19 protein-coding genes and 1 tRNA gene are annotated in these 18,530 nt (G+C 71.7%); 11 read left to right on the top strand and 9 right to left on the bottom strand.

The features are described from left to right. The first annotated feature begins 93 nt into the window (after positions 1 to 93). Complete coding sequence (locus tag ACFY3I_RS31315) at positions 94 to 273, top strand: hypothetical protein (protein WP_365284700.1); 180 nt, start codon at positions 94 to 96, stop codon at positions 271 to 273. 88 nt (positions 274 to 361) lie between these two features. On the opposite strand, the gene mscL is transcribed toward ACFY3I_RS31315, so the two are convergent. From mscL to ACFY3I_RS31285, 6 genes are all read right to left on the bottom strand, one after another. Beyond that, the gene (gene mscL, locus ACFY3I_RS31310) at positions 362 to 946 is read right to left on the bottom strand and encodes a large conductance mechanosensitive channel protein MscL (protein WP_365284698.1); all 585 of its coding nucleotides are present in this window, start codon (positions 944 to 946) and stop codon (positions 362 to 364) included. 138 nt (positions 947 to 1,084) lie between these two features. Beyond that, positions 1,085 to 1,792, bottom strand: a complete 708-nt coding sequence (locus tag ACFY3I_RS31305; protein ID WP_390864449.1) for a hypothetical protein — start codon at positions 1,790 to 1,792, stop codon at positions 1,085 to 1,087. A gap of 221 nt (positions 1,793 to 2,013) precedes the next feature. Further along, positions 2,014 to 2,847, bottom strand: coding sequence for an S-methyl-5'-thioadenosine phosphorylase (locus tag ACFY3I_RS31300; RefSeq protein ID WP_390864448.1), 834 nt, complete (start codon positions 2,845 to 2,847; stop codon positions 2,014 to 2,016). Between the two features lie 100 nt (positions 2,848 to 2,947). Continuing rightward, positions 2,948 to 3,289 carry an FmdB family zinc ribbon protein gene (locus tag ACFY3I_RS31295; RefSeq protein ID WP_390864447.1) on the bottom strand — a complete coding sequence of 114 codons (342 nt, stop codon included), beginning with the start codon at positions 3,287 to 3,289 and terminating at the stop codon, positions 2,948 to 2,950. Positions 3,290 to 3,356: 67 nt separating this feature from the next. Beyond that, complete coding sequence (locus ACFY3I_RS31290; protein WP_390864446.1) at positions 3,357 to 4,649, bottom strand: MFS transporter; 1,293 nt, start codon at positions 4,647 to 4,649, stop codon at positions 3,357 to 3,359. A gap of 276 nt (positions 4,650 to 4,925) precedes the next feature. Continuing rightward, positions 4,926 to 6,536, bottom strand: coding sequence for a potassium/proton antiporter (locus ACFY3I_RS31285; RefSeq protein ID WP_390864445.1), 1,611 nt, complete (start codon positions 6,534 to 6,536; stop codon positions 4,926 to 4,928). A 179-nt stretch (positions 6,537 to 6,715) separates the two neighbouring features. Between ACFY3I_RS31285 and ACFY3I_RS31280 the strand changes: the two genes are divergently transcribed. Further along, positions 6,716 to 9,505 carry a penicillin acylase family protein gene (locus tag ACFY3I_RS31280; protein ID WP_390864444.1) on the top strand — a complete coding sequence of 930 codons (2,790 nt, stop codon included), beginning with the start codon at positions 6,716 to 6,718 and terminating at the stop codon, positions 9,503 to 9,505. A 78-nt stretch (positions 9,506 to 9,583) separates the two neighbouring features. Here the strand turns inward: ACFY3I_RS31280 and ACFY3I_RS31275 are convergent, their stop codons facing one another. Then, positions 9,584 to 10,165 carry a 5-formyltetrahydrofolate cyclo-ligase gene (locus tag ACFY3I_RS31275; RefSeq protein ID WP_365284684.1) on the bottom strand — a complete coding sequence of 194 codons (582 nt, stop codon included), beginning with the start codon at positions 10,163 to 10,165 and terminating at the stop codon, positions 9,584 to 9,586. Between the two features lie 133 nt (positions 10,166 to 10,298). Between ACFY3I_RS31275 and galU the strand changes: the two genes are divergently transcribed. From galU to ACFY3I_RS31240, 7 genes are all read left to right on the top strand, one after another. Beyond that, entirely contained in the window at positions 10,299 to 11,210 is a 912-nt protein-coding gene (gene galU, locus ACFY3I_RS31270; RefSeq protein ID WP_365284682.1) for a UTP--glucose-1-phosphate uridylyltransferase GalU, read from the top strand. After that, the gene (gene glp, locus ACFY3I_RS31265; protein WP_390864443.1) at positions 11,207 to 12,529 is read left to right on the top strand and encodes a gephyrin-like molybdotransferase Glp; all 1,323 of its coding nucleotides are present in this window, start codon (positions 11,207 to 11,209) and stop codon (positions 12,527 to 12,529) included. Before galU ends, glp begins: the two co-directional genes overlap by 4 nt. Positions 12,530 to 12,655: 126 nt before the next feature. After that, entirely contained in the window at positions 12,656 to 13,168 is a 513-nt protein-coding gene (gene moaC / locus ACFY3I_RS31260) for a cyclic pyranopterin monophosphate synthase MoaC (RefSeq protein WP_390864442.1), read from the top strand. Further along, a complete protein-coding gene (locus tag ACFY3I_RS31255) occupies positions 13,165 to 13,701 on the top strand; it encodes a molybdenum cofactor biosynthesis protein B (protein ID WP_390864441.1) in 537 nt (178 codons plus the stop codon). Before moaC ends, ACFY3I_RS31255 begins: the two co-directional genes overlap by 4 nt. Positions 13,702 to 13,721: 20 nt before the next feature. Further along, positions 13,722 to 14,399, top strand: a complete 678-nt coding sequence (locus ACFY3I_RS31250; protein ID WP_390864440.1) for a GNAT family N-acetyltransferase — start codon at positions 13,722 to 13,724, stop codon at positions 14,397 to 14,399. 178 nt (positions 14,400 to 14,577) lie between these two features. After that, on the top strand, positions 14,578 to 15,807 hold the full coding sequence (gene glpR, locus ACFY3I_RS31245) for a gephyrin-like molybdotransferase receptor GlpR (protein WP_390864439.1): 1,230 nt from the start codon (positions 14,578 to 14,580) through the stop codon (positions 15,805 to 15,807). Positions 15,808 to 15,910: 103 nt separating this feature from the next. Next, positions 15,911 to 15,984: transfer RNA gene (locus tag ACFY3I_RS31240), tRNA-Ala, on the top strand. Between the two features lie 134 nt (positions 15,985 to 16,118). Here ACFY3I_RS31240 and ACFY3I_RS31235 read toward each other — a convergent pair. Then, positions 16,119 to 16,607, bottom strand: a complete 489-nt coding sequence (locus ACFY3I_RS31235) for a GNAT family N-acetyltransferase (RefSeq protein ID WP_390864438.1) — start codon at positions 16,605 to 16,607, stop codon at positions 16,119 to 16,121. Between the two features lie 56 nt (positions 16,608 to 16,663). Between ACFY3I_RS31235 and ACFY3I_RS31230 the strand changes: the two genes are divergently transcribed. Together ACFY3I_RS31230 and ACFY3I_RS31225 are read left to right on the top strand one after the other, a co-directional pair. Continuing rightward, on the top strand, positions 16,664 to 17,488 hold the full coding sequence (locus ACFY3I_RS31230) for an exodeoxyribonuclease III (protein WP_390864437.1): 825 nt from the start codon (positions 16,664 to 16,666) through the stop codon (positions 17,486 to 17,488). A gap of 49 nt (positions 17,489 to 17,537) precedes the next feature. Further along, positions 17,538 to 17,741: a DUF4253 domain-containing protein gene (locus ACFY3I_RS31225; protein ID WP_390864436.1), complete on the top strand. Its 204-nt coding sequence runs from the start codon at positions 17,538 to 17,540 to the stop codon at positions 17,739 to 17,741. Here ACFY3I_RS31225 and ACFY3I_RS31220 read toward each other — a convergent pair. After that, on the bottom strand, positions 17,738 to 18,367 hold the full coding sequence (locus ACFY3I_RS31220; RefSeq protein WP_390864669.1) for a MerR family transcriptional regulator: 630 nt from the start codon (positions 18,365 to 18,367) through the stop codon (positions 17,738 to 17,740). The two genes, ACFY3I_RS31225 and ACFY3I_RS31220, sit on opposite strands and share 4 nt — an antisense overlap. Positions 18,368 to 18,530 lie beyond the last annotated feature (163 nt).

The raw sequence follows: 18,530 nt of genomic DNA, 5'->3' as shown, positions 1-18,530 counted from the left end.
CAGCACAGCAGAAAAGGCCACGGAAAGCTTGTGAGCGTGTTCGCGAGCGGCGGGCGAGGCGGCCCGGGGGAGCGCGGACCGTACCCTGGAGTCATGAGTACCGCCGCCCCCGAGCCCGAGCCGCGCGACCCGAAGGCCGCGCTGATCTTCGACGACCCGCTGGACCGGCAGTCCTCGGACGACACGGACGGTGGCTGGGGCGAGCGGCCGGCGGGGGACTCCGCCGCCGACCTCAGGCGCTTCCTCGACGAGAAACCGCCCCACCACATCTGAACCGTCCGGGCCGTCGCCCGGACCCACCGCGACGGTGTCGCCGGCGCCGGCCCCGGAGTCGGCCCGGGCGCCGGCTCCGGCGTCGGCCCTAGCGCCAGCCCTGGCCCGTTCCGCCCTGCTGCCCGGATCCGCCCTGGCCGTAGCCACCCTGGCCGGATCCGCCCTGCCCGTACCCACCGTGCGCGGGGCCACCCTGGGCGGGGTTGCCCTGCGTGGGTACGCGCTGTGCGACCAGTGCGTCGCGGATCTCCTTCAGGACCTCCAGCTCGGTCACCTCGACGACCTCGTTCGTGCCCTCGCGCGCCCTCCTGCGGGCCTCCACCCTGGCCAGGTACTTCGCCATCGGCAGCACCATCAGGAAGTACACGACCGCCGCGGTGATCACGAAGCTCAGCGTGGCTCCGAGCACGGAGCCCCACATGATCTGGACGCCGCTTCTCACCGTGCCGTCCGGGTTCAGCCGGCACGGGTCCTTCAGGCACGTGCTGTAGCTGTCCAGGTTCTTCGTGCCGACCGCGCCGACCAGCGGGTTGATGAGCCCCTTCACCACCGAGTTGACGATGTTGGTGAAGGCGGCGCCGATGACCACCGCGACCGCCAGATCGACGACGTTGCCGCGCATCAGGAAGGACTTGAAGCCCTGCCAGATGCCCGGTTCGTTCTTCTCGCTCACCTAGGGGACTCTCCTCGCGTGTACAGGGTGTGGAACAAAGCGCTCCGCAACCTACGTCACCATGCGGCCATCGTGCCCAACGGGGTAGCCGGAAAGGGAGACTTGGTGGAATCCGGCCAACAGATCTCCCCAGGCCGTTCAGCACAACGTCACCGCCAGCCGGGCCGTGGCGCTCGCACCGACCAGCCGGGCGGCCACGGAACGCGGAACCGAGAGCACGACCAGCGCCCCGCTCTCCGCGGCCCCTTCGACCGGCTGTGGCAGTTCCGTCACGCGTACCCCGCGGGCGATCACCCAAGCCTCCCCGCTCCTCGCCGGATCGCCGGCGGCGACGACGTCCACCCGGTCGCCGGGGCGCAGCAGCCGGACCGTGGCGGCGTCGGCGATCCGGACGGGCGCCGAGACCATCTCCACGGGTGGGGCGTGCCGTCGTACCGGCAGGGCCAGCGGATGCTTCCGGGGCCGCTCGGCACGCAGGGGGTCCGTGGCGGCACGGGGGCCGGCGGCGACGAGCGCCGCCGCCGTGACCGCAAGCCCGGCCGCCAGGGCCCGCCTGCGGTGCCGCAGCAGCCGCCCCAGCCGGTGGCTCGCGCCGCGCACCCGCACCGGGTCGAAGTGCGGGACCTCGCAGGTGGCGGGAGCGTCCGTGCCGACCGGGCGCGGGGCGCAGGGCAGAGCGGGGGCGGCGGGGACGGCGGGGACGGTGGCGGCGGCGGGGAGGTCGGGATAGTGCGGAACGGCCGGATGGGCGGACGAGGGGAGGGGAGCGGGAGCAGGAAAGGAGGCGGGAGCGGGAAAGGGAACGGGGCTGGGAAAGGGAACGGAACCGGGAGCGGGAACGGACATGGGGACCACCACCTGCGACGAGGAATCGGCTTGCGAGACCACGATGGGGTCTCGCGCCGAGACGCGTCGGAGCCCGTGGGCAACCCACGGACTGTGGAAAACTCCACCACCCGAACGAGGAGTTCCGCTCCCGTTCGCCGGTGTGCTCGCCCAGCCCAGCCCACTTGTGCCCAGCCCCGGGCCGCCTGGCCGTGCCCCACCCCGCCCCGACCGCCCGCCCGCTACGGCAGCGGGAACCCCGGATCCATGCCACCGAGCGCGTTCGCGCACAGGCAGTCCCGTGCCGAGTTCTCCGGCAGCGCCGCCACCGCGTCGAACAGCACGCCCCGCAGCCGGTCCACGTTGGCCGCGAACACCCGCAGCACCTCGTCGTGCGAGACGCCCTCGCCGGTCTCGGCTCCCGCGTCCAGGTCTGTGACCAGGGTCAACGACGTGTAGCAGAGCTCCAGTTCACGGGCGAGCGCCGCCTCCGGATGGCCGGTCATGCCCACCACGGACCAGCCCTGCGCCTGATGCCAGATCGACTCGGCGCGGGTCGAGAACCGCGGCCCCTCGACCACCACCAGCGTGCCGCCGTCCACCGGCTCCCAGTCCCGGCCACGGGCCGCCTTGAGGGCCGCGGTCCGCCCGGTGGGGCAGTACGGGTCGGCCACGGACACGTGCACCACGTTCGGCACGGTGCCGTCGGGCAGCGGCAGCCCGTCGAAGTACGACTGCGCCCGGGACTTCGTGCGGTCCACGAACTGGTCCGGAACGAGGAGCGTGCCCGGCCCGTACTCGGGGCGCAGACCGCCCACCGCGCACGGGCCCATTACCTGGCGCACGCCGACGGAGCGCAGCGCCCAGAGGTTGGCCCGGTAGTTGATGCGGTGCGGCGGCAGATGGTGGCCGCGTCCGTGGCGGGGCAGGAAAGCGACCCGGCGGCCGGCGATCTCGCCGAGGAAGAGGGAGTCGCTGGGCGGCCCGTAGGGCGTGTCGACCTGGACCTCGGTCACGTCCTCGAGGAAGGAGTAGAAGCCGGAGCCACCGATTACGCCGATCTCTGCGTTCACCATGACCAGCACAGTAGCGGGCCGCCGCAGCGGACCCGACCCGGTGTCCGGGAACGCCCGGGACCCCGCCGTCGCAGGAAGGCGGGGTCCGGAAGAAGGGGTCTCAGGCGGCGGAGCTGCTCGCGGAGCCCGAGGAGGACGTCGAACCGGACGAGCCCGACGAGGAGGCCCCCGACGAGGACGTCGACGACGACGGCTTCGAGTCGGACGACGCGCCCGACGAGCCGGAGCCCGAAGGCTTCGACGCGGGGCTGCTGCTCGAGGACGAGCCGCGGCTGTCGTTGCGGTAGAAACCAGAGCCCTTGAAGACAATGCCGACGGCGGAGAACACCTTCTTCAGGCGGCCACCGCAGTTGGGGCACTCGGTCAGGGCGTCGTCGGTGAACTTCTGCACCGCCTCGAGGCCCTCGCCGCACTCGGTGCACTGGTACTGGTAGGTCGGCACTGTCTTCCTCCTGGCACTCTCACTCGATGAGTGCTAACGACGGTCCATAGTGACGTATTCCCGGGGATCAGTCCACCGTCACCGGCACGCGGTGACCGACGCCACGTGCGACCGTATGGTTCCGCGGCCGGGTGATCAGCCGTGAACGCAGCGCCACAAGGGTGACCAGGGCCAGCACGGTACCCGCCATCGGGACCAGGAATCCGGCGCCGCCCCACAGGCGGTCCTCCAGTTGTCCGGCGATCGTGACGGCGGCCGCCTGGCCGAGCGCGACCGCGCCGGTCAGCCAGGTGAACGCCTCCGTGCGGGCGCCCGCCGGGACCAGGCCCTCGACCAGCGTGTAGCCGGTGATCAGCGCGGGTGCGATGCACATGCCGACCAGCAGGCCGAGGCCGGCCAGCAGCGGCACGGAGTGGGACGTCCACAGCGCCGAGGCGGTCAGCGCGAGCGCCGCGTACCCCAGGACCAGACGCCGGTGCGGGGCGGCCTTCCACGCGATCGCGCCGCAGACCACGCCCGAGAGCATGTTGCCCGCGGCGAAGGTGCCGTACAGGACGCCGTTCAGGCCGGGCTCGCCGATCGACTCGGTGAACGCGGCGAGCGAGACCTGCATGCCGCCGAAGACCGACCCGATGCCGAGGAAGGCGGCGACGAGCACCCGCACACCGGGGACGCCGAGCGCGGAGACCTGCCGCACGCGCGCGTGGCCGGTGCCGGTGACCTGGGGCTGGGTGGAGCCCTGTGCGGCGAAGAGAAGGCCGCCGACCAGGGTCAGCGCGGCCTCGGTGACCAGGCCCGCGGCCGGGGCCACGGTGGTGCACAGGGCGGTCGCGAGCAGCGGGCCGAAGACGAAGGTGAGCTCGTCGGTCACGGACTCGAAGGCGGCCGCGGTGGCCATGAGGGGCGAGTCCTGGAGCTTCACGCCCCAGCGGGCGCGGACCATGGGGCCGACCTGCGGCACGGAGGCCCCGGTCGGCACGGCGGCCGTGAACAGCGCCCACAGGGGCGCGTGCGCCAGCGCGAGCGCCGTGAGGGCGAGGCCGGACAGTGTGTGCACCAGCACGCCGGGGATCAGCACGGCGCGCTGCCCGTAGCGGTCGGCGAGACGGCCGCTGTAGGGGGCGAACAGGGCCATCGAGACGCCGGTGACCGCCGCGGCGGCGCCCGCGGCGCCGTACGAGCCGGTGGTGTGCTGCACGAGGAGCACGATCGAGATGGTGAGCATGGCGAACGGCTGGCGTGCCGCGAAACCGGGGAGCAGGAACGTCCAGGCGCCGCGGGTGCGCAGCAGCTGGCCGTAGCCGGGGCGGGACGGCGCCGCCGGGGTCTGCGACGGCTCGGTGGTGACCGTGGATTCCACGGCCCGTGCCTTTCTGCCGCCTGGTAGCGCGTGCCCCCGGGGAGGGAGGCGGCGCCGAGAGCTGTCCTCTTGCGCGGAACTGCGGTAGATACCGGTGTCCACTGCGAGGAGCGTCCGGCCGCCATACGGTCGCGCCAGCTCTGCGTCAGGCAGAGTTGGTTCGATCAGGGTGCTTTCATCGTACAGGCCGCGCCCCTTCGGCCACCTGTGAAAACGAGCACCAGGGGGCGTGTTCACCTGGGATCGATCGGGGTGTGAACCGTCCGCAACACGCCCTTAACGCCCCGGGGACGATCTCGGCCTCGACCTGGCGCCCGCCGTCCCGTTCGTTCCCAGCCAGCCGGCCAGCTTGCCGCCGTGCGCCACGGCACGCAGCCGGCGTTCCGCGGCGTCGCGCACCGGGTCGGTGGCGACCACCAGGAGCTCGTCCCCGCGCCGCAGCACGGTCGTGGGCAGCGGGACGAACGAATTCCCCTCGCGGACGACCAGCGTGACGGCCGCCCCGGCGGGCAGCCGCAGCTCGTTGACCTCGACGCCGTGCATGAGCGAGCCGTCGGGGATCGTGACGGACAGCAGGTGCCCGCGCAGCCGTTCCAGAGGGGCGGACTCGATGCCGAGGTCGGCCGCCTCCGGGTCGCCGCCGAGCCGCAGCCTGCGGGCCAGCCAGGGCAGCGTCGGACCCTGGACGAGGGTGTAGACGACCACCAGGACGAAGACGATGTTGAAGATCCGGTGGCTCGTGTCGACGCCGTTCACCATGGGGATCGTCGCCAGGATGATGGGGACGGCACCGCGCAGGCCGGCCCAGGACATCAGGGTCTGCTCCCGCCAGGGCACCCGGAACGGCGCGAGGCTGACGATCACGCTGAGCGGCCGCGCCACCATGGTGAGCGCGAGCCCGATGATCAGCGCCGGCCAGATGTCGTCACCGAGTTCGTGCGGGGTGACCAGCAGGCCGAGCAGGACGAACATGCCGATCTGGGCGATCCAGCCGAGTCCCTCGGCGAAGCCCCGGGTGGCGGGCCAGTGCGGCAGCCTGGCGTTGCCGAGCACCATGGAGGCGAGGTAGACGGCGAGGAAGCCGCTGCCGTGCGCCAGCGCGCCGGCGGCGTACGCCGTGACGGCGATGGCCAGCACGGCGATCGGGTAGAGGCCGGAGGCGGGCAGCGCCACGTGCCTCAGGCCCCAGGAGCCGAGCCATCCGACCGCGAGGCCCATGGCCGCGCCGATGGCCAGCTCCAGGGCGATCTCGCCCAGCAGGACGTACCAGTGCTCCACGGGCCCCGCGGTGGAGAAGGCGACGACCAGGATGACCACCGGGGCGTCGTTGAAGCCGGACTCGGCCTCCAGCGTGCCCGTCACGCGCGTGGGCAGCGGGATGCGCCGGAGCACGGAGAAGACCGCCGCCGCGTCCGTGGAGGAGACCACCGCTCCGATGATGAGCGCCTGGCGCCACTCCAGCCCGACCAGATAGTGCGCGCCCGCCGCGGTGACCCCGACGCTCACCCCGACCCCGACGAGGGCCAGCACGGCAGCGGAGGCCAGGACGGGCCGGACCGACTTCCACTTCGTGCCGAGACCGCCCTCGGCCAGGATCACGACGAGGGCCGCGTATCCGATGACCTGGGTCATCTCGGCGTCGCCGAAGCGGATGTGGCCGAGGCCGTCCTGGCCCATGAGGACGCCTATCCCCAGGTACACGAGCAGCGTGGGGAGCCCGCTGCGCGAGGAGATCCGGACCGCCGCGACGGCGACGAGCAGGACCAGCGAGCAGAGCAGCAGGAGCTGGTTGAGGTGGTGGACAGTCAGTGGCGATTCCCTTCCTCGGCTCGCGCGCGGGCGACGCGGAGGCTCACGTGACAGGACCGAGGCTGCGGCACCCCGCACCCAAGTACTTCGTTACCTTACCTAACTCTTGACGCTTTCTTGACGTTTCGCGTGGCGGGATCGAACTGTCGTGCCTGCCGGTACCCGACTCCGCGTCAAGGCGCGTTGGGCCCTGCGCCTATGGTTGCTCCAGCACTCCAGGACCGCCTGCCGCTCGCGTTAGGACAGCAAGGACAGCGATGCCCCCCAACACCACCGCCACATCGGGTGACAAGCCCGGCAAGTCCGGCAGGAAGAAGGGGCGCAAAGTCCGCCTTGTCGTCCTGGTGCTCGTCCTCGCCATCGTCGGTGGCGTCGCCTACGGGGCCTACTGGTCGATCAGCACGGTCCGCGCGTCCTTCCCGCAGACCAAGGGTTCGCTCACGCTCAAGGGCCTGTCGGGGCCCGTGACCGTGAAGCGTGACGGCTACGGGATCCCGCAGATCTACGCCTCCTCCGACGCGGACCTGTTCATGGCGCAGGGCTACGTCCAGGCGCAGGACCGGTTCTACGAGATGGACGTGCGCCGCCACATGACGTCCGGGCGCCTGTCCGAGATGTTCGGCAAGGGCCAGGTGAAGAACGACGAGTTCCTGCGCACCCTGGGCTGGGACCGGGTCGCGAAGCAGGAGTACGACTCCAAGCTGTCGGACTCGACCAAGAAGTACCTCGACGCCTACTCCGAGGGGGTCAACGCCTACCTCCAGGGCAAGGACGGCAAGGACATCTCCCTGGAGTACGCGGCCCTCGGCTTCGTCAACGACTACAAGCCCGAGCGGTGGACGCCGGTCGACTCGGTCTCCTGGCTGAAGGCGATGGCCTGGGACCTGCGCGGCAACATGCAGGACGAGATCGACCGCGCTCTGATGACCAGCCGCCTGGACCAGCAGCAGATCAAGGACCTCTACCCGGACTACCCGTACAGCCGCAACAAGGCGATCGTCCAGGAGGGCCAGTACGAGGAGCTCGCCGGCGCGTTCCAGCAGGGCGGCGCCACGAGCGGCTCCGGGACCTCCACCGGCACGGGCGGCTCCGGGACCTCGACGGGCACGGGCGGCTCCGGCACCTCGTCGGGCACCGGATCGGCGCTGACGAGCCAGCTGGCGGGCCTCTACAACGTCCTTGACGACGTCCCCACGGCCGTCGGTGTGAACGGGCAGGGCATCGGTTCCAACTCCTGGGTCGTCGCAGGGAAGAACACCATCACCGGCAAGCCGCTGCTCGCCAACGACCCGCACCTGTCGGCCTCGCTGCCGTCGGTCTGGTACCAGATGGGCCTGCACTGCACGACGGTCTCCAGCAAGTGCCAGTACGACGTCACCGGCTACACCTTCGCCGGCATGCCCGGTGTGATCATCGGCCACAACGCCGACATCGCCTGGGGCATGACCAACTCCGGTGTCGACGTGACCGACCTGTACCTGGAGAAGCTCTCCGGGGACGGCTACATGTACGACGGCCAGTCCAAGCCGTTCACCTCGCGTGAGGAGACCATCAAGGTCGCCGGCGGCGCGTCGAAGAAGATCGTCGTGCGCCAGACCGCCGACGGGATGCCGCTGCTGTCCGACCGCGACGACGAACTCGTCCAGGTCGGCAAGAAGGCCTCCGTGAACACCGCCGCACCCGACCGGGGCGACGGCTACGGCGTGGCCCTGAAGTGGACCGCCCTCGAACCGGGCACCACCATGGACGCCGTCTTCGCCCTCGACAAGGCGTCCGACTGGACCGGCTTCCGGGACGCGGCCGCCAAGTTCGACGTGCCCTCGCAGAACCTGATCTACGCCGACACCAAGAACCACATCGGCTACACGCTGCCCGGCAGGATCCCCACGCGTTCGGCGGGAGACGACGGCTCCGTCCCGGCCCCCGGCTGGGACTCGAAGTACCGGTGGACCGGCTACATCAAGCAGGACGCGCTGCCCTACGAGTACGACCCGAAGCGCGGCTACATCGTCACCGCCAACCAGGCCGTGGTCGACAAGGACAAGTACCCCTACACGCTCACCACGGACTGGGGCTACGGCACCCGCAGCCAGCGCATCACCGACCTGATCGAATCGAAGATCAAGGACGGCGGCAAGATCTCCACGGACGACATGCGCCAGATGCAGCTGGACAACAGCAGCGAGATCGCCAAGCTGCTGGTGCCCAGGCTGCTGAAGATCAACCTCGACGACAAGGACGTCCGGCAGGCGCAGAAGCTCCTGGAGGGCTGGGACTACACCCAGGACGCCGACTCCGCGGCGGCCGCCTACTTCAACTCGGTCTGGCGCAACATCCTCAAGCTCGCCTTCGGCAACAAGCTGCCCAAGGAGCTGCGGGTCAAGGGCCAGTGCCTGTGGGTGCCCAGGATCGACGGCACCGGTCCGGTGGACGACGACTCCAAGGTCCGCGAGTGCGGCGAGCGTGCCGCCGACCAGGCCCAGCCGGACGGCGGCGACCGCTGGTTCGAGGTGGTCCGCAACCTCATGGACAAGCCGGACAGCGACTGGTGGAAGACCCCGGCCGGCGCGGGCGACCGCCCCAAGGCCGACAACATGGACCAGCTGTTCCAGCGGGCCATGATCGACGCCCGCTGGGAGCTGACCGCCAAGCTCGGCAAGGACATCGACACCTGGAGCTGGGGCCGGCTGCACCGCCTGTTCCTGAAGAACCAGACCCTGGGCACCGACGGTCCGGCCGTCGTCCAGTACGTCCTCAACCGCGGCCCCTGGAAGCTCAGCGGCGGCGAGGCGACGGTCAACGCGACCGGCTGGAACGCGGCCGGCGGCTACGGCGTCGTGTGGGTGCCCTCCATGCGGATGGTCGTCAACCTCGACGACCTCGACAAGTCCAAGTGGATCAACCTCACGGGAGCCTCCGGCCACGCCTTCAGCGCCCACTACACCGACCAGACGGGCAAGTGGGCCGACGGTGAGCTGCTCCCCTGGTCGTTCTCGGACGACGCGGTCGGCAAGAGCACCGGGGACACCCTCGTCCTCAAGCCCTGAGACGGCATGACCACAGGCAGCGCCGGCGGCCTCCCACGCGTGTGTGGGGGGCCGCCGGCGCGTGCGTGGGGGGTCGCCTCAGGAGTCCGTGAACCGGCGTGCGCCCGACGGTGTCACCACCGCGTGCACCGGCCGGTCGTGCGCCTCCGCGGGCACGCGCGCGACGACCTCCGTGTCGTACAGGAGCACCACGAGCGCCGGGCGGGCGCCCGCGCGCTCCAGACGCGCCAGCACGCGGTCGTACGACCCTCCGCCGCGCCCCAGCCGCATCCCGTGGGCGTCGACCGCGAGGCCCGGCAGCAGGACGACGTCGGCGCCGAGCACGGCGTCCGGGCCGAGGAGTTCACCGCAGGGTTCGAACAGGGCCGTCTTCCCGCCATGTTGGACGCGGGTGAGGGAACCCTCCCCGGCGTACGCGCCCCAGCTCAGGTCGTTGTCCGGCAGCAGCGCCGGGAGCAGGACGCGCACACCCCGCGTGAGCAGCGCGTCGAGCAGCGCGAGGGTGCCGGGCTCGCTCCCGACGGAGACGTACGCCGCCACCGTGCGTGCCCGCGCCAGCTCGGGCAGTTCCAGAGCGTGTCCGGCCAGCGCGTCGGCGGACTTTCTGACGACATCCGTCGTCAACCTGTTCCTCACCCCCAGGAACTCTCGTCGCAACATTCGCTTGTCAGTCTCGCCCCCGGGTCCACCGTGCTCCACAGGTCGTCCCCGCATCCTTCCCAATAGGCTGATATGAGTGCTAATTAACCGGAGCCTCAGAATCTTCGCAAAGGCACCGGATAAGGTTGCGGACATGACTCAGTCGCACCCCAGGATCAGCAAGGCTGTCATTCCCGCGGCAGGCCTCGGCACCCGGTTCCTGCCGGCCACCAAGGCCACTCCCAAGGAGATGCTGCCGGTCGTCGACAAGCCGGCGATCCAGTACGTGGTCGAGGAGGCCGCGTCGGCGGGGCTCGACGACGTCCTCATGATCACCGGACGCAACAAGCGGCCCCTTGAAGACCACTTCGACCGCAACTACGAGCTGGAATCGGCGCTCCAGAAGAAGGGCGACGCCGGCCGGCTCGCCAAGGTCCAGGAGTCCAGCGACCTGGCCACCATGCACTACGTGCGCCAGGGCGACCCCAAGGGCCTCGGCCACGCGGTGCTCTGCGCGGCCCCGCACGTGGGCCACGAGCCCTTCGCCGTCCTGCTCGGCGACGACCTGATCGACCCGCGCGACCCGCTGCTCCAGCGCATGATCGAGGTCCAGGAGCAGCACGGCGGCAGCGTGATCGCGCTCATGGAGGTCGACCCCGAGCAGATCCACCTCTACGGCTCCGCCGCCGTGGAGAGCACCGCCGACGGCGACGTCGTCAAGGTGACCGGTCTGGTCGAGAAGCCGGACGCCGCGGACGCCCCGTCCAGCTACGCGGTGATCGGCCGCTACGTCCTCGACCCGCACGTCTTCGACATACTGCGGCGCACCGAGCCGGGCCGCGGCGGCGAGATCCAGCTCACCGACGCCCTCCAGCAGCTCGCCCAGGACGAGAAGGTCGGCGGCCCCGTGCACGGCGTCGTCTTCAAGGGCCGCCGTTATGACACCGGCGACCGCGGCGACTATCTGCGTGCCATTGTCAGGCTCGCGTGCGAACGTGAAGACCTGGGCCCGGACTTCCGGACCTGGCTTCGCAGTTACGTAGCCGAGGAGATGCAGCAGAGTTGAGCAGCACCGCGACCCGCCCCGCCGGCCCGGACCACCTGTGGTCGGTGGACGAGCACCTGGAGGACGTCCTCACCACCATCCGCCCCCTGGAACCCATCGAGCTGCAACTTCTCGACGCCCAGGGCTGCGTGCTGGTCGACGACGTCGTGGTGCCGCTGTCGCTGCCCCCGTTCGACAACAGCTCCATGGACGGGTACGCGGTGCGGGTCGCGGACGTGGCGGGGGCCAGCGAGGAGTTCCCGGCCGTCCTGGAGGTCGTCGGGGACGTCGCTGCGGGCGCGGCCGAGCTGACGCCGGTGGGTCCCGGCCAGGCGGCCCGCATCATGACCGGCGCCCCGCTGCCGCCGGGCGCCGAGGCCGTGGTCCCCGTGGAGTGGACCGACGGCGGACTCGGCGAGGGGCCGGTCGACGGGATGCGGGCGCGCGGCCACGCGCCCGAGGGAGCCGAGGGGCACGTGCGCGTGCACCGGCCGGCCGAGGCACGCGCCCACGTGCGCGCGCGGGGCAGTGACGTGAAGGCCGGCGACCTGGCCCTGCGGGCCGGTACCGTCCTCGGCCCGCCGCAGATCGCGCTGCTCGCCGCGATCGGCCGCGGCACGGCCCGGGTGCGCCCGCGCCCGCGCGTGGTGGTCGTCTCCACCGGCAGCGAACTCGTCCAGCCCGACGAGGAACTCGGCAGCGGCCAGATCTACGACTCCAACAGCTTCGCCCTGACCGCCGCGGCGCGCGACGCGGGCGCCATCGCCTACCGGGTGGGCGCGGTCGTCGACGACGCCGAGACCCTGCGCGCCACCATCGAGGACCAGCTCGTCCGGGCCGACCTGATGGTGACCACCGGTGGCGTGAGCGTGGGGGCGTACGACGTCGTCAAGGAGGCGCTGGCGGACGTCGGCGACGAGGACCAGCCGGGCGGTGGCGTCGACTTCCGCAAGCTCGCCATGCAGCCCGGCAAACCCCAGGGGTTCGGCTCCATCGGCCCCGACCACACGCCCCTGCTGGCGCTGCCCGGCAACCCCGTGTCGTCGTACGTCTCCTTCGAGCTGTTCGTCCGCCCCGCCATCCGCACCCTGATGGGTCTGCCGGACGTGCACCGGCCGCGGGTCAGGGCCACCCTCAGGGCGGACCGGGCGCTCGGCTCGCCCAAGGGGCGCAGGCAGTTCCTGCGCGGGGCGTACGCCGACGGCGAGGTGACCGCGGTGGGCGGCGCGGGCTCGCACCTGGTCGCCGCCCTGGCGCACGCCGACGCGCTGATCGTCGTGCCCGAGGACGTGGAGTCCGTCGAGCCCGGCCACGAGGTCGAGGTCGTCCTGCTCGGCTGACCCACGCCCCACCCGTCCGCCGGACGGTCCTGCCCGGTCGTCCGCACCGGCTTGGCGGTACCGTGTCGCGCACAACAGGCCCGAGCGCCGCACCGCGACGGGCCCGGACCGGGAGCGCCACACAGCATGACTGAGCATTCCCGGGGGGAGACCCCCGGACGCCCTGCGCCAGACCGCCTGACGCACATCGACGAGGCGGGCGCCGCCCGCATGGTCGACGTGTCGGGCAAGGACGTGACCGCGCGCACCGCGAGCGCCAGCGGACGGGTCCTCGTCTCGCCCCGTGTGATCGAGCTGCTGCGTGGCGAGGGCGTCCCCAAGGGCGACGCCCTCGCCACCGCGCGCATCGCGGGCATCATGGGCGCCAAACGCACCCCGGACCTGATCCCGCTGTGCCACCCGTTGTCGGTCTCGGGTGTGAAACTGGATCTGTCGGTCGCGGACGACGCCGTCGAGATCCGGGCCACCGTGCGGACGACGGATCGCACGGGCGTCGAGATGGAGGCCCTCACGGCGGTCTCCGTCGCCGCGCTCACCGTGATCGACATGGTCAAGGCGGTCGACAAGGGAGCGGTCATCACGGACGTACGCGTGGAGGAGAAGTCGGGCGGCAAGTCGGGCGACTGGAGCCGGACGTGACCGCGGGTCCGTCCGCCGCCGGTGAGCCGCGCGCGCCGTACCGCGCGCTGGTGGTGACCGCCTCCAACCGGGCCGCGGCCGGTGTCTACGAGGACCGGGGCGGACCGCTGGTCGCGGCCGGCCTGCGGGGCCTCGGGTTCGCCGTGGACGGGCCGCGGGTGGTGCCCGACGGGGATCCCGTGACCGCCGCCCTGCGCGCGGCCGTCGAGGCCGGGTACGACGTCGTCGTCACCACCGGTGGCACCGGCGTCTCGCCCACCGACCGCACGCCCGAGGCGACCCGCGCGGTCATCGACCACGAGGTACCGGGCATCGCGGAGGCCGTCCGCGCGTTCGGGCGCGAGAAGGTGCCCACCGCCGCGCTCTCCCGCGGTCTGGCCGGGGTGGCGGGCCGGACGCTGATCGTCAACCTTCCGGGGTCCACCGGCGGGGTACGGGACGGCCTGGCCGTCCTGGAGCCGCTGCTGGCACACGCCGTCGACCAGATCCGGGGCGGCGACCACCCCGGACCCGGCACCGGGGGTGCGAGCTGAACAGCCCATCCTGGCCCGTCGTGCTGGTGGACGGCGACATCGTCCTCCGGCCCATAAGGGTGCGCGACCAGCGGGCCTGGCGCGAGGTCAACCGCCGCAACCGCGACTGGCTGCGCCCCTGGGAGGCGACCATCCCGCCGCCGACGCCGAGCGGCCCGATAGCGCACCGGCCGACCTACCGGCAGATGGTCCGGCACCTGCGCTCGGAGGCGAAGGCGGGCCGCATGCTGCCCTTCGTCATCGAGTACCAGGGCCGACTCGTCGGGCAGTTGACGGTCGCCGGGATCACCTGGGGGTCGATGTGCTCCGGGCACGTCGGCTACTGGGTGGACCGGTCGGTGGCCGGCCGCGGGGTGATGCCGACGGCCGTCGCGCTCGTGGTGGACCACTGTTTCCGCACGGTCGGTCTGCACCGCATCGAAGTCTGCATTCGCCCCGAGAACCGGCCCAGCCGCCGGGTGGTGGAGAAACTCGGATTCCGGGAGGAGGGCCTGCGGCCGCGTTATCTGCACATCGACGGGGCATGGCGCGACCACCTCGTCTTCGCCCTCACGGCGGAAGAGGTGCCCGAGGGGTTGCTCGGCCGCTGGCGGCGGGAACGCTCCCAGAGCGGTGCGCCGACGACACCGGGCACGCCGGGTACCCCGAACATGCCCTGGAATCCGCAGAACACTCCAGGCAATCCCGGGCAGCCCTGAAATGGAATACGTGTTCGAAATTGATCGACTGATGACCGTCTCGGGGCATTGAATTCGCGGCTCCGGTGGCCCGCTGATCGCATCGGTCACAAAAAAAGTTCGAAATATCAGCCAGATCGTGCGACACACCGGCGCAATTGGCAGATGGCCCCACGCAAACCCCTCTACCGTGTGAGGCGTGAGCAGCAGCGGCCTCATCTACGCAGTCATTGTCGGGGCCTGGGCCGCCTACTTGGTGCCGATGTGGCTCCGTAGGCAGGACGAGCTGAACGAGGCCCGTCCGACGGAACGCTTCAGCACCGCCATCCGGCTGCTGTCCGGACGGGCGGGGATGGAGCGCCGATACGCCAAGGACCTGCGGGCGCGCTCCGCCCCCGAGGGGGAGCAGGACGCCGGTGAACCGGACGCCGTCACCGACTCGGTGGACGTCCGGGCCTTCGCCATGCCTCCGACCCGCCGTCAGGTCCGGGCCGAGGCGGAGCCGGAGGCACCCGGGCGCCAGGAACCGGCACGCGACCACGCGGTCGCGCCGGCGGCCAAGTCTCCGTCCGCACCCGCCCGTCAGGCGGGCGCCACGCCCGCTCCGGCGTCCGCCTCCGCACGCAAGCGGGTTCCGGACGCGCAGCGCGCGGCCTCGGCGCAGGCAGCCGCGGCGCGTGCCCGGCGCACGAAGGCGCTCGCGCGCCGTCGGCGCACCACCGTGATGCTCTTCATCGCGTTCACGATGGGCGCGATCGTCGCCGCCGTCGGCGGACTGGCCTTCCTGTGGGCGCCGGGCGTCCCGGCCGTCATGCTCAGCGGCTACATCGCCTACCTGCGGGTACAGGAACGGCGGCGCTTCGCCTACCAGATGGACCGGCGTCAGGCCGAGGTCGCCGCCCAGCGGCTGCGGGAGCGCCAGCCGCGCCGGCGCGCACCCCTCGACCCGGGCGCGGTGGCCGACGAACCGGACGAGGGACCAGGCGTCGAGACCGACCCCGGCCTGTCCGCGCTCGCCGCCGACCGGCGTGCCCTCGTCGAACAGACCGACCACGCCGAATGGGTCGACCAGCAGCGGGAGCGGCAGCGGCGGCCCGGGCAGGGCGACAGCTGGGACCCGGTGCCGGTGCCCCTGCCGACGTACGTGACCGCGCCGGTCGCGCCCCGCGCCACCTCCGACGTCGACCTCGGGGCGCCGGACGCCTGGAGTTCGGCACGGTCCAGCGCCGTCGCGCCGGAGCAGGAGGCCGCGCCGGCCGCGCCGGAGGACGAGACGGAGACGGCGGAGACCGCCGACGACGACAGGCCCGGCGACGACCGGACCGACGCCCGCCGCGCGGCCTCCGCGCGCCGGGCACGGGAGCGCGGCCGCACGCCGCTCTTCGACCAGTACGAGGAGGGCGAGCGCCGCCGCGCGGCCAACGAGTGACCCGGGCACGGCGCGAGGCGCCGCCCGGGACCCCGTCCCTGACCAGTCAGGGAACGGATTTCCAAGCACCCCGACGGGGATGCTAGAGTTTCACTCGTTGCAAGGGCCTGTGGCGCAGTCTGGTAGCGCACCTCGTTCGCATCGAGGGGGTCTGGGGTTCAAATCCCCACAGGTCCACTGCACGATGAGATCCCGGCGATCATTCCGATCGCCGGGATCTCCGTCGTTTCCGGGGTGGCCCGGCCCCGACCCGGCGGGCGCCGAAGGCGAGTTGTCCGCGGACGGGGGCCGGTGGCCGGATGTGACGCCGATTACAGCTCTGTCCGCAGGGGCTTCGCGTAGCAGCGGCTCGACTCGTAGTGGCGGTAGTAGCCGAACTTCACACACGGCTCGTAGCCGCTGGAGGTGTAAAGGGCGATGGCCTCCGGCTGCTTGGTGCCGGTCTCCAGGACCATGCGCAGCCGGCCCGCCGCGCGGGCGTCGTCCTCCAGGGCGGCCAGCATCCGGCGGGCCAGGCCCCGGCCGCGCATTCCCTCGACGACGAACATGCGCTTGAGTTCCGCGTCGCCGTCCTCGTTGCCCTCGCCGTTCGCGTCCTGGCTGCGCCAGCCGCCGGTGGCCACGGGGCGGTCGGACTCGTCGTACGCGATCAGGTAGACGCCGTTCGGCGGCGTGAAGTCGGCCGCGTCGAGGACCGTGGCGTCGCCCCCGTCGCCGTAGCGCACGTGGTACTCGGCCTGGACCTCGTCGTTGAGCTTGACGGCGTCGGGGTGATCGAAGGCAACGGGACGTATATTCATGTGAGGCATCGTATATTCGTGCAGGCGAAAGCGCGGTGGACATCGGACTCCGTCCAGTGTGCCGGTATCGTGCCCGGGTGCTGACTGTGACCTCGGTGAATGTGAACGGGCTGCGGGCCGCCGCGAAGAAGGGCTTCGTGGAGTGGCTCGCCGAGACCTCCGCTGACGTGCTGTGCCTCCAGGAGGTGCGCGCGGAGCCGCAGCAGCTCCCGGAAGGGGTGCGGGTGCCCGAGGGCTGGCATGTCGTGCACGCGCCGGCGTCCGCCAAGGGGCGTGCGGGTGTCTCCCTGTACACGCGGCGCGAGCCGGACAGCGTGCGCGTCGGATTCGGGTCGGACGAGTTCGACGCGAGCGGGCGCTACGTCGAGGCCGACCTGCCCGGCGTCACCGTCGCCTCCCTCTACCTCCCGTCCGGAGAGGTCGGCACCGAGCGGCAGGACGAGAAGTACCGGTTCATGGACCGGTTCCTCGTCCACCTGAAGGACCTGCGCGAGCGGGCCGCCGCCGACGGGCGCGAGGTCCTCGTCTGCGGCGACTGGAACATCGCCCACCGGCAGGCCGACCTGAAGAACTGGCGCGGCAACACCAAGAACTCCGGCTTCCTGCCGGAGGAGCGGGACTGGCTGGGCCGCGTCCTGGACCCGGCCGACGGCGGGTACGTCGACGTCGTCCGCGCGCAGCACCCGGAGACCGAGGGGCCGTACACCTGGTGGTCGTACCGGGGGCGGGCCTTCGACAACGACTCGGGATGGCGCATCGACTACGCGATGGCGACCCCGGGTCTTGCCGCCCGTGCCGTCAAGGCGGTCGTGGAGCGCGCGGCCAGCCACGGGGAGCGCTGGTCGGATCACGCTCCGGTGACGGTGACCTTCGGGCAGTGACGCGGCGGCGGCCGACGGCGTTGTCAGTGCCGCCCTCTACGGTGCGGCCATGTCATTCGCACTGCCCGACGGCCTGCCTCCCGGGCGCGTCTCGGTCGCGCGGCCTCCCGTGACGGCCGAGCACGCGAACCTGCTGGCGCTGGAGCACGTGCTGTCGAGCGCGGACAACATCGTCGACGACCCGCCGACGCCGTTCCCCGACTACGCGGCGGATCTCGCGGGGCGCGACTCCTGGTCGTTCTGGTGGGATTAGGGAACGTCCTGGTCCCGCTTGCTCATGCGCCGGTCCAGGGCCAGGGAGACCTCCGCCTCCACCACGCTCCGGGCCAGCGGCCGCAGGCGTTCCATGTCCTCCTGGGGGCCGTGGCGCAGGACGAGCGCGGCGAAGAGTTCGGCGAGGGCGTCGGCGTGTTCGCGCACGCTCCGGCCGGCCGCCAGGACCTCCGCGAGCGGGAAACCCTCGCGCACCAGGGCCTCCGAGGCGTCCAGCAGGCGCCGGCTGATGTGGACGATGTCGTCGCCGTCGGTGCCGAGGTAGCCGAGGTCCATCGCGGTGGCCAGGTTCTCCGTGGTGACCTGGCCCTCGAAGCGGGCGGCGAGTTCCTCGGGGGTGAGCCGGACCGGTTCCTCCTCCGTCGGCTGGACGCCCAGGACGTCGGCGACGTCACGTCCCTGGTCGAGGGCCTCGGCGAGCTCCGCGATGCCGTTCAGGGTGTGGCCGCGCTCCAGGAGCGCCGAGATCGTGCGCAGCCGGGCCAGGTGATGGTCGTCGTACCAGGCGATGCGGCCCTCGCGGCGCGGTGGCGGGATCAGCTTGCGCTCGCGGTAGAAGCGCAGCGTGCGTACGGTGATGCCGGCCAGGCCGGCCAGTTCCTCCATGCGGTACTCGCGTGCCCTGCCGCCCTGTCCACCGTCGTCTGCCACGTGCGAAGCCTATGTTGTACCGCCGGTAACTTTCGTCTGCGCGCCCCCTACCCATCGGTACGGAGCTGTTCTACAGTCCAACCATGCCAGTGTTCACTGGCGTAATCATGGTCGATGC

The sequence above is a fragment of the Streptomyces sp. NPDC001068 genome (genome assembly GCF_042897315.1).
GTDB lineage: Bacteria > Actinomycetota > Actinomycetes > Streptomycetales > Streptomycetaceae > Streptomyces.
The sequence above is the reverse complement of the archived record's forward strand: the minus strand, read 5'-3'. Positions and strand labels throughout refer to the sequence as shown.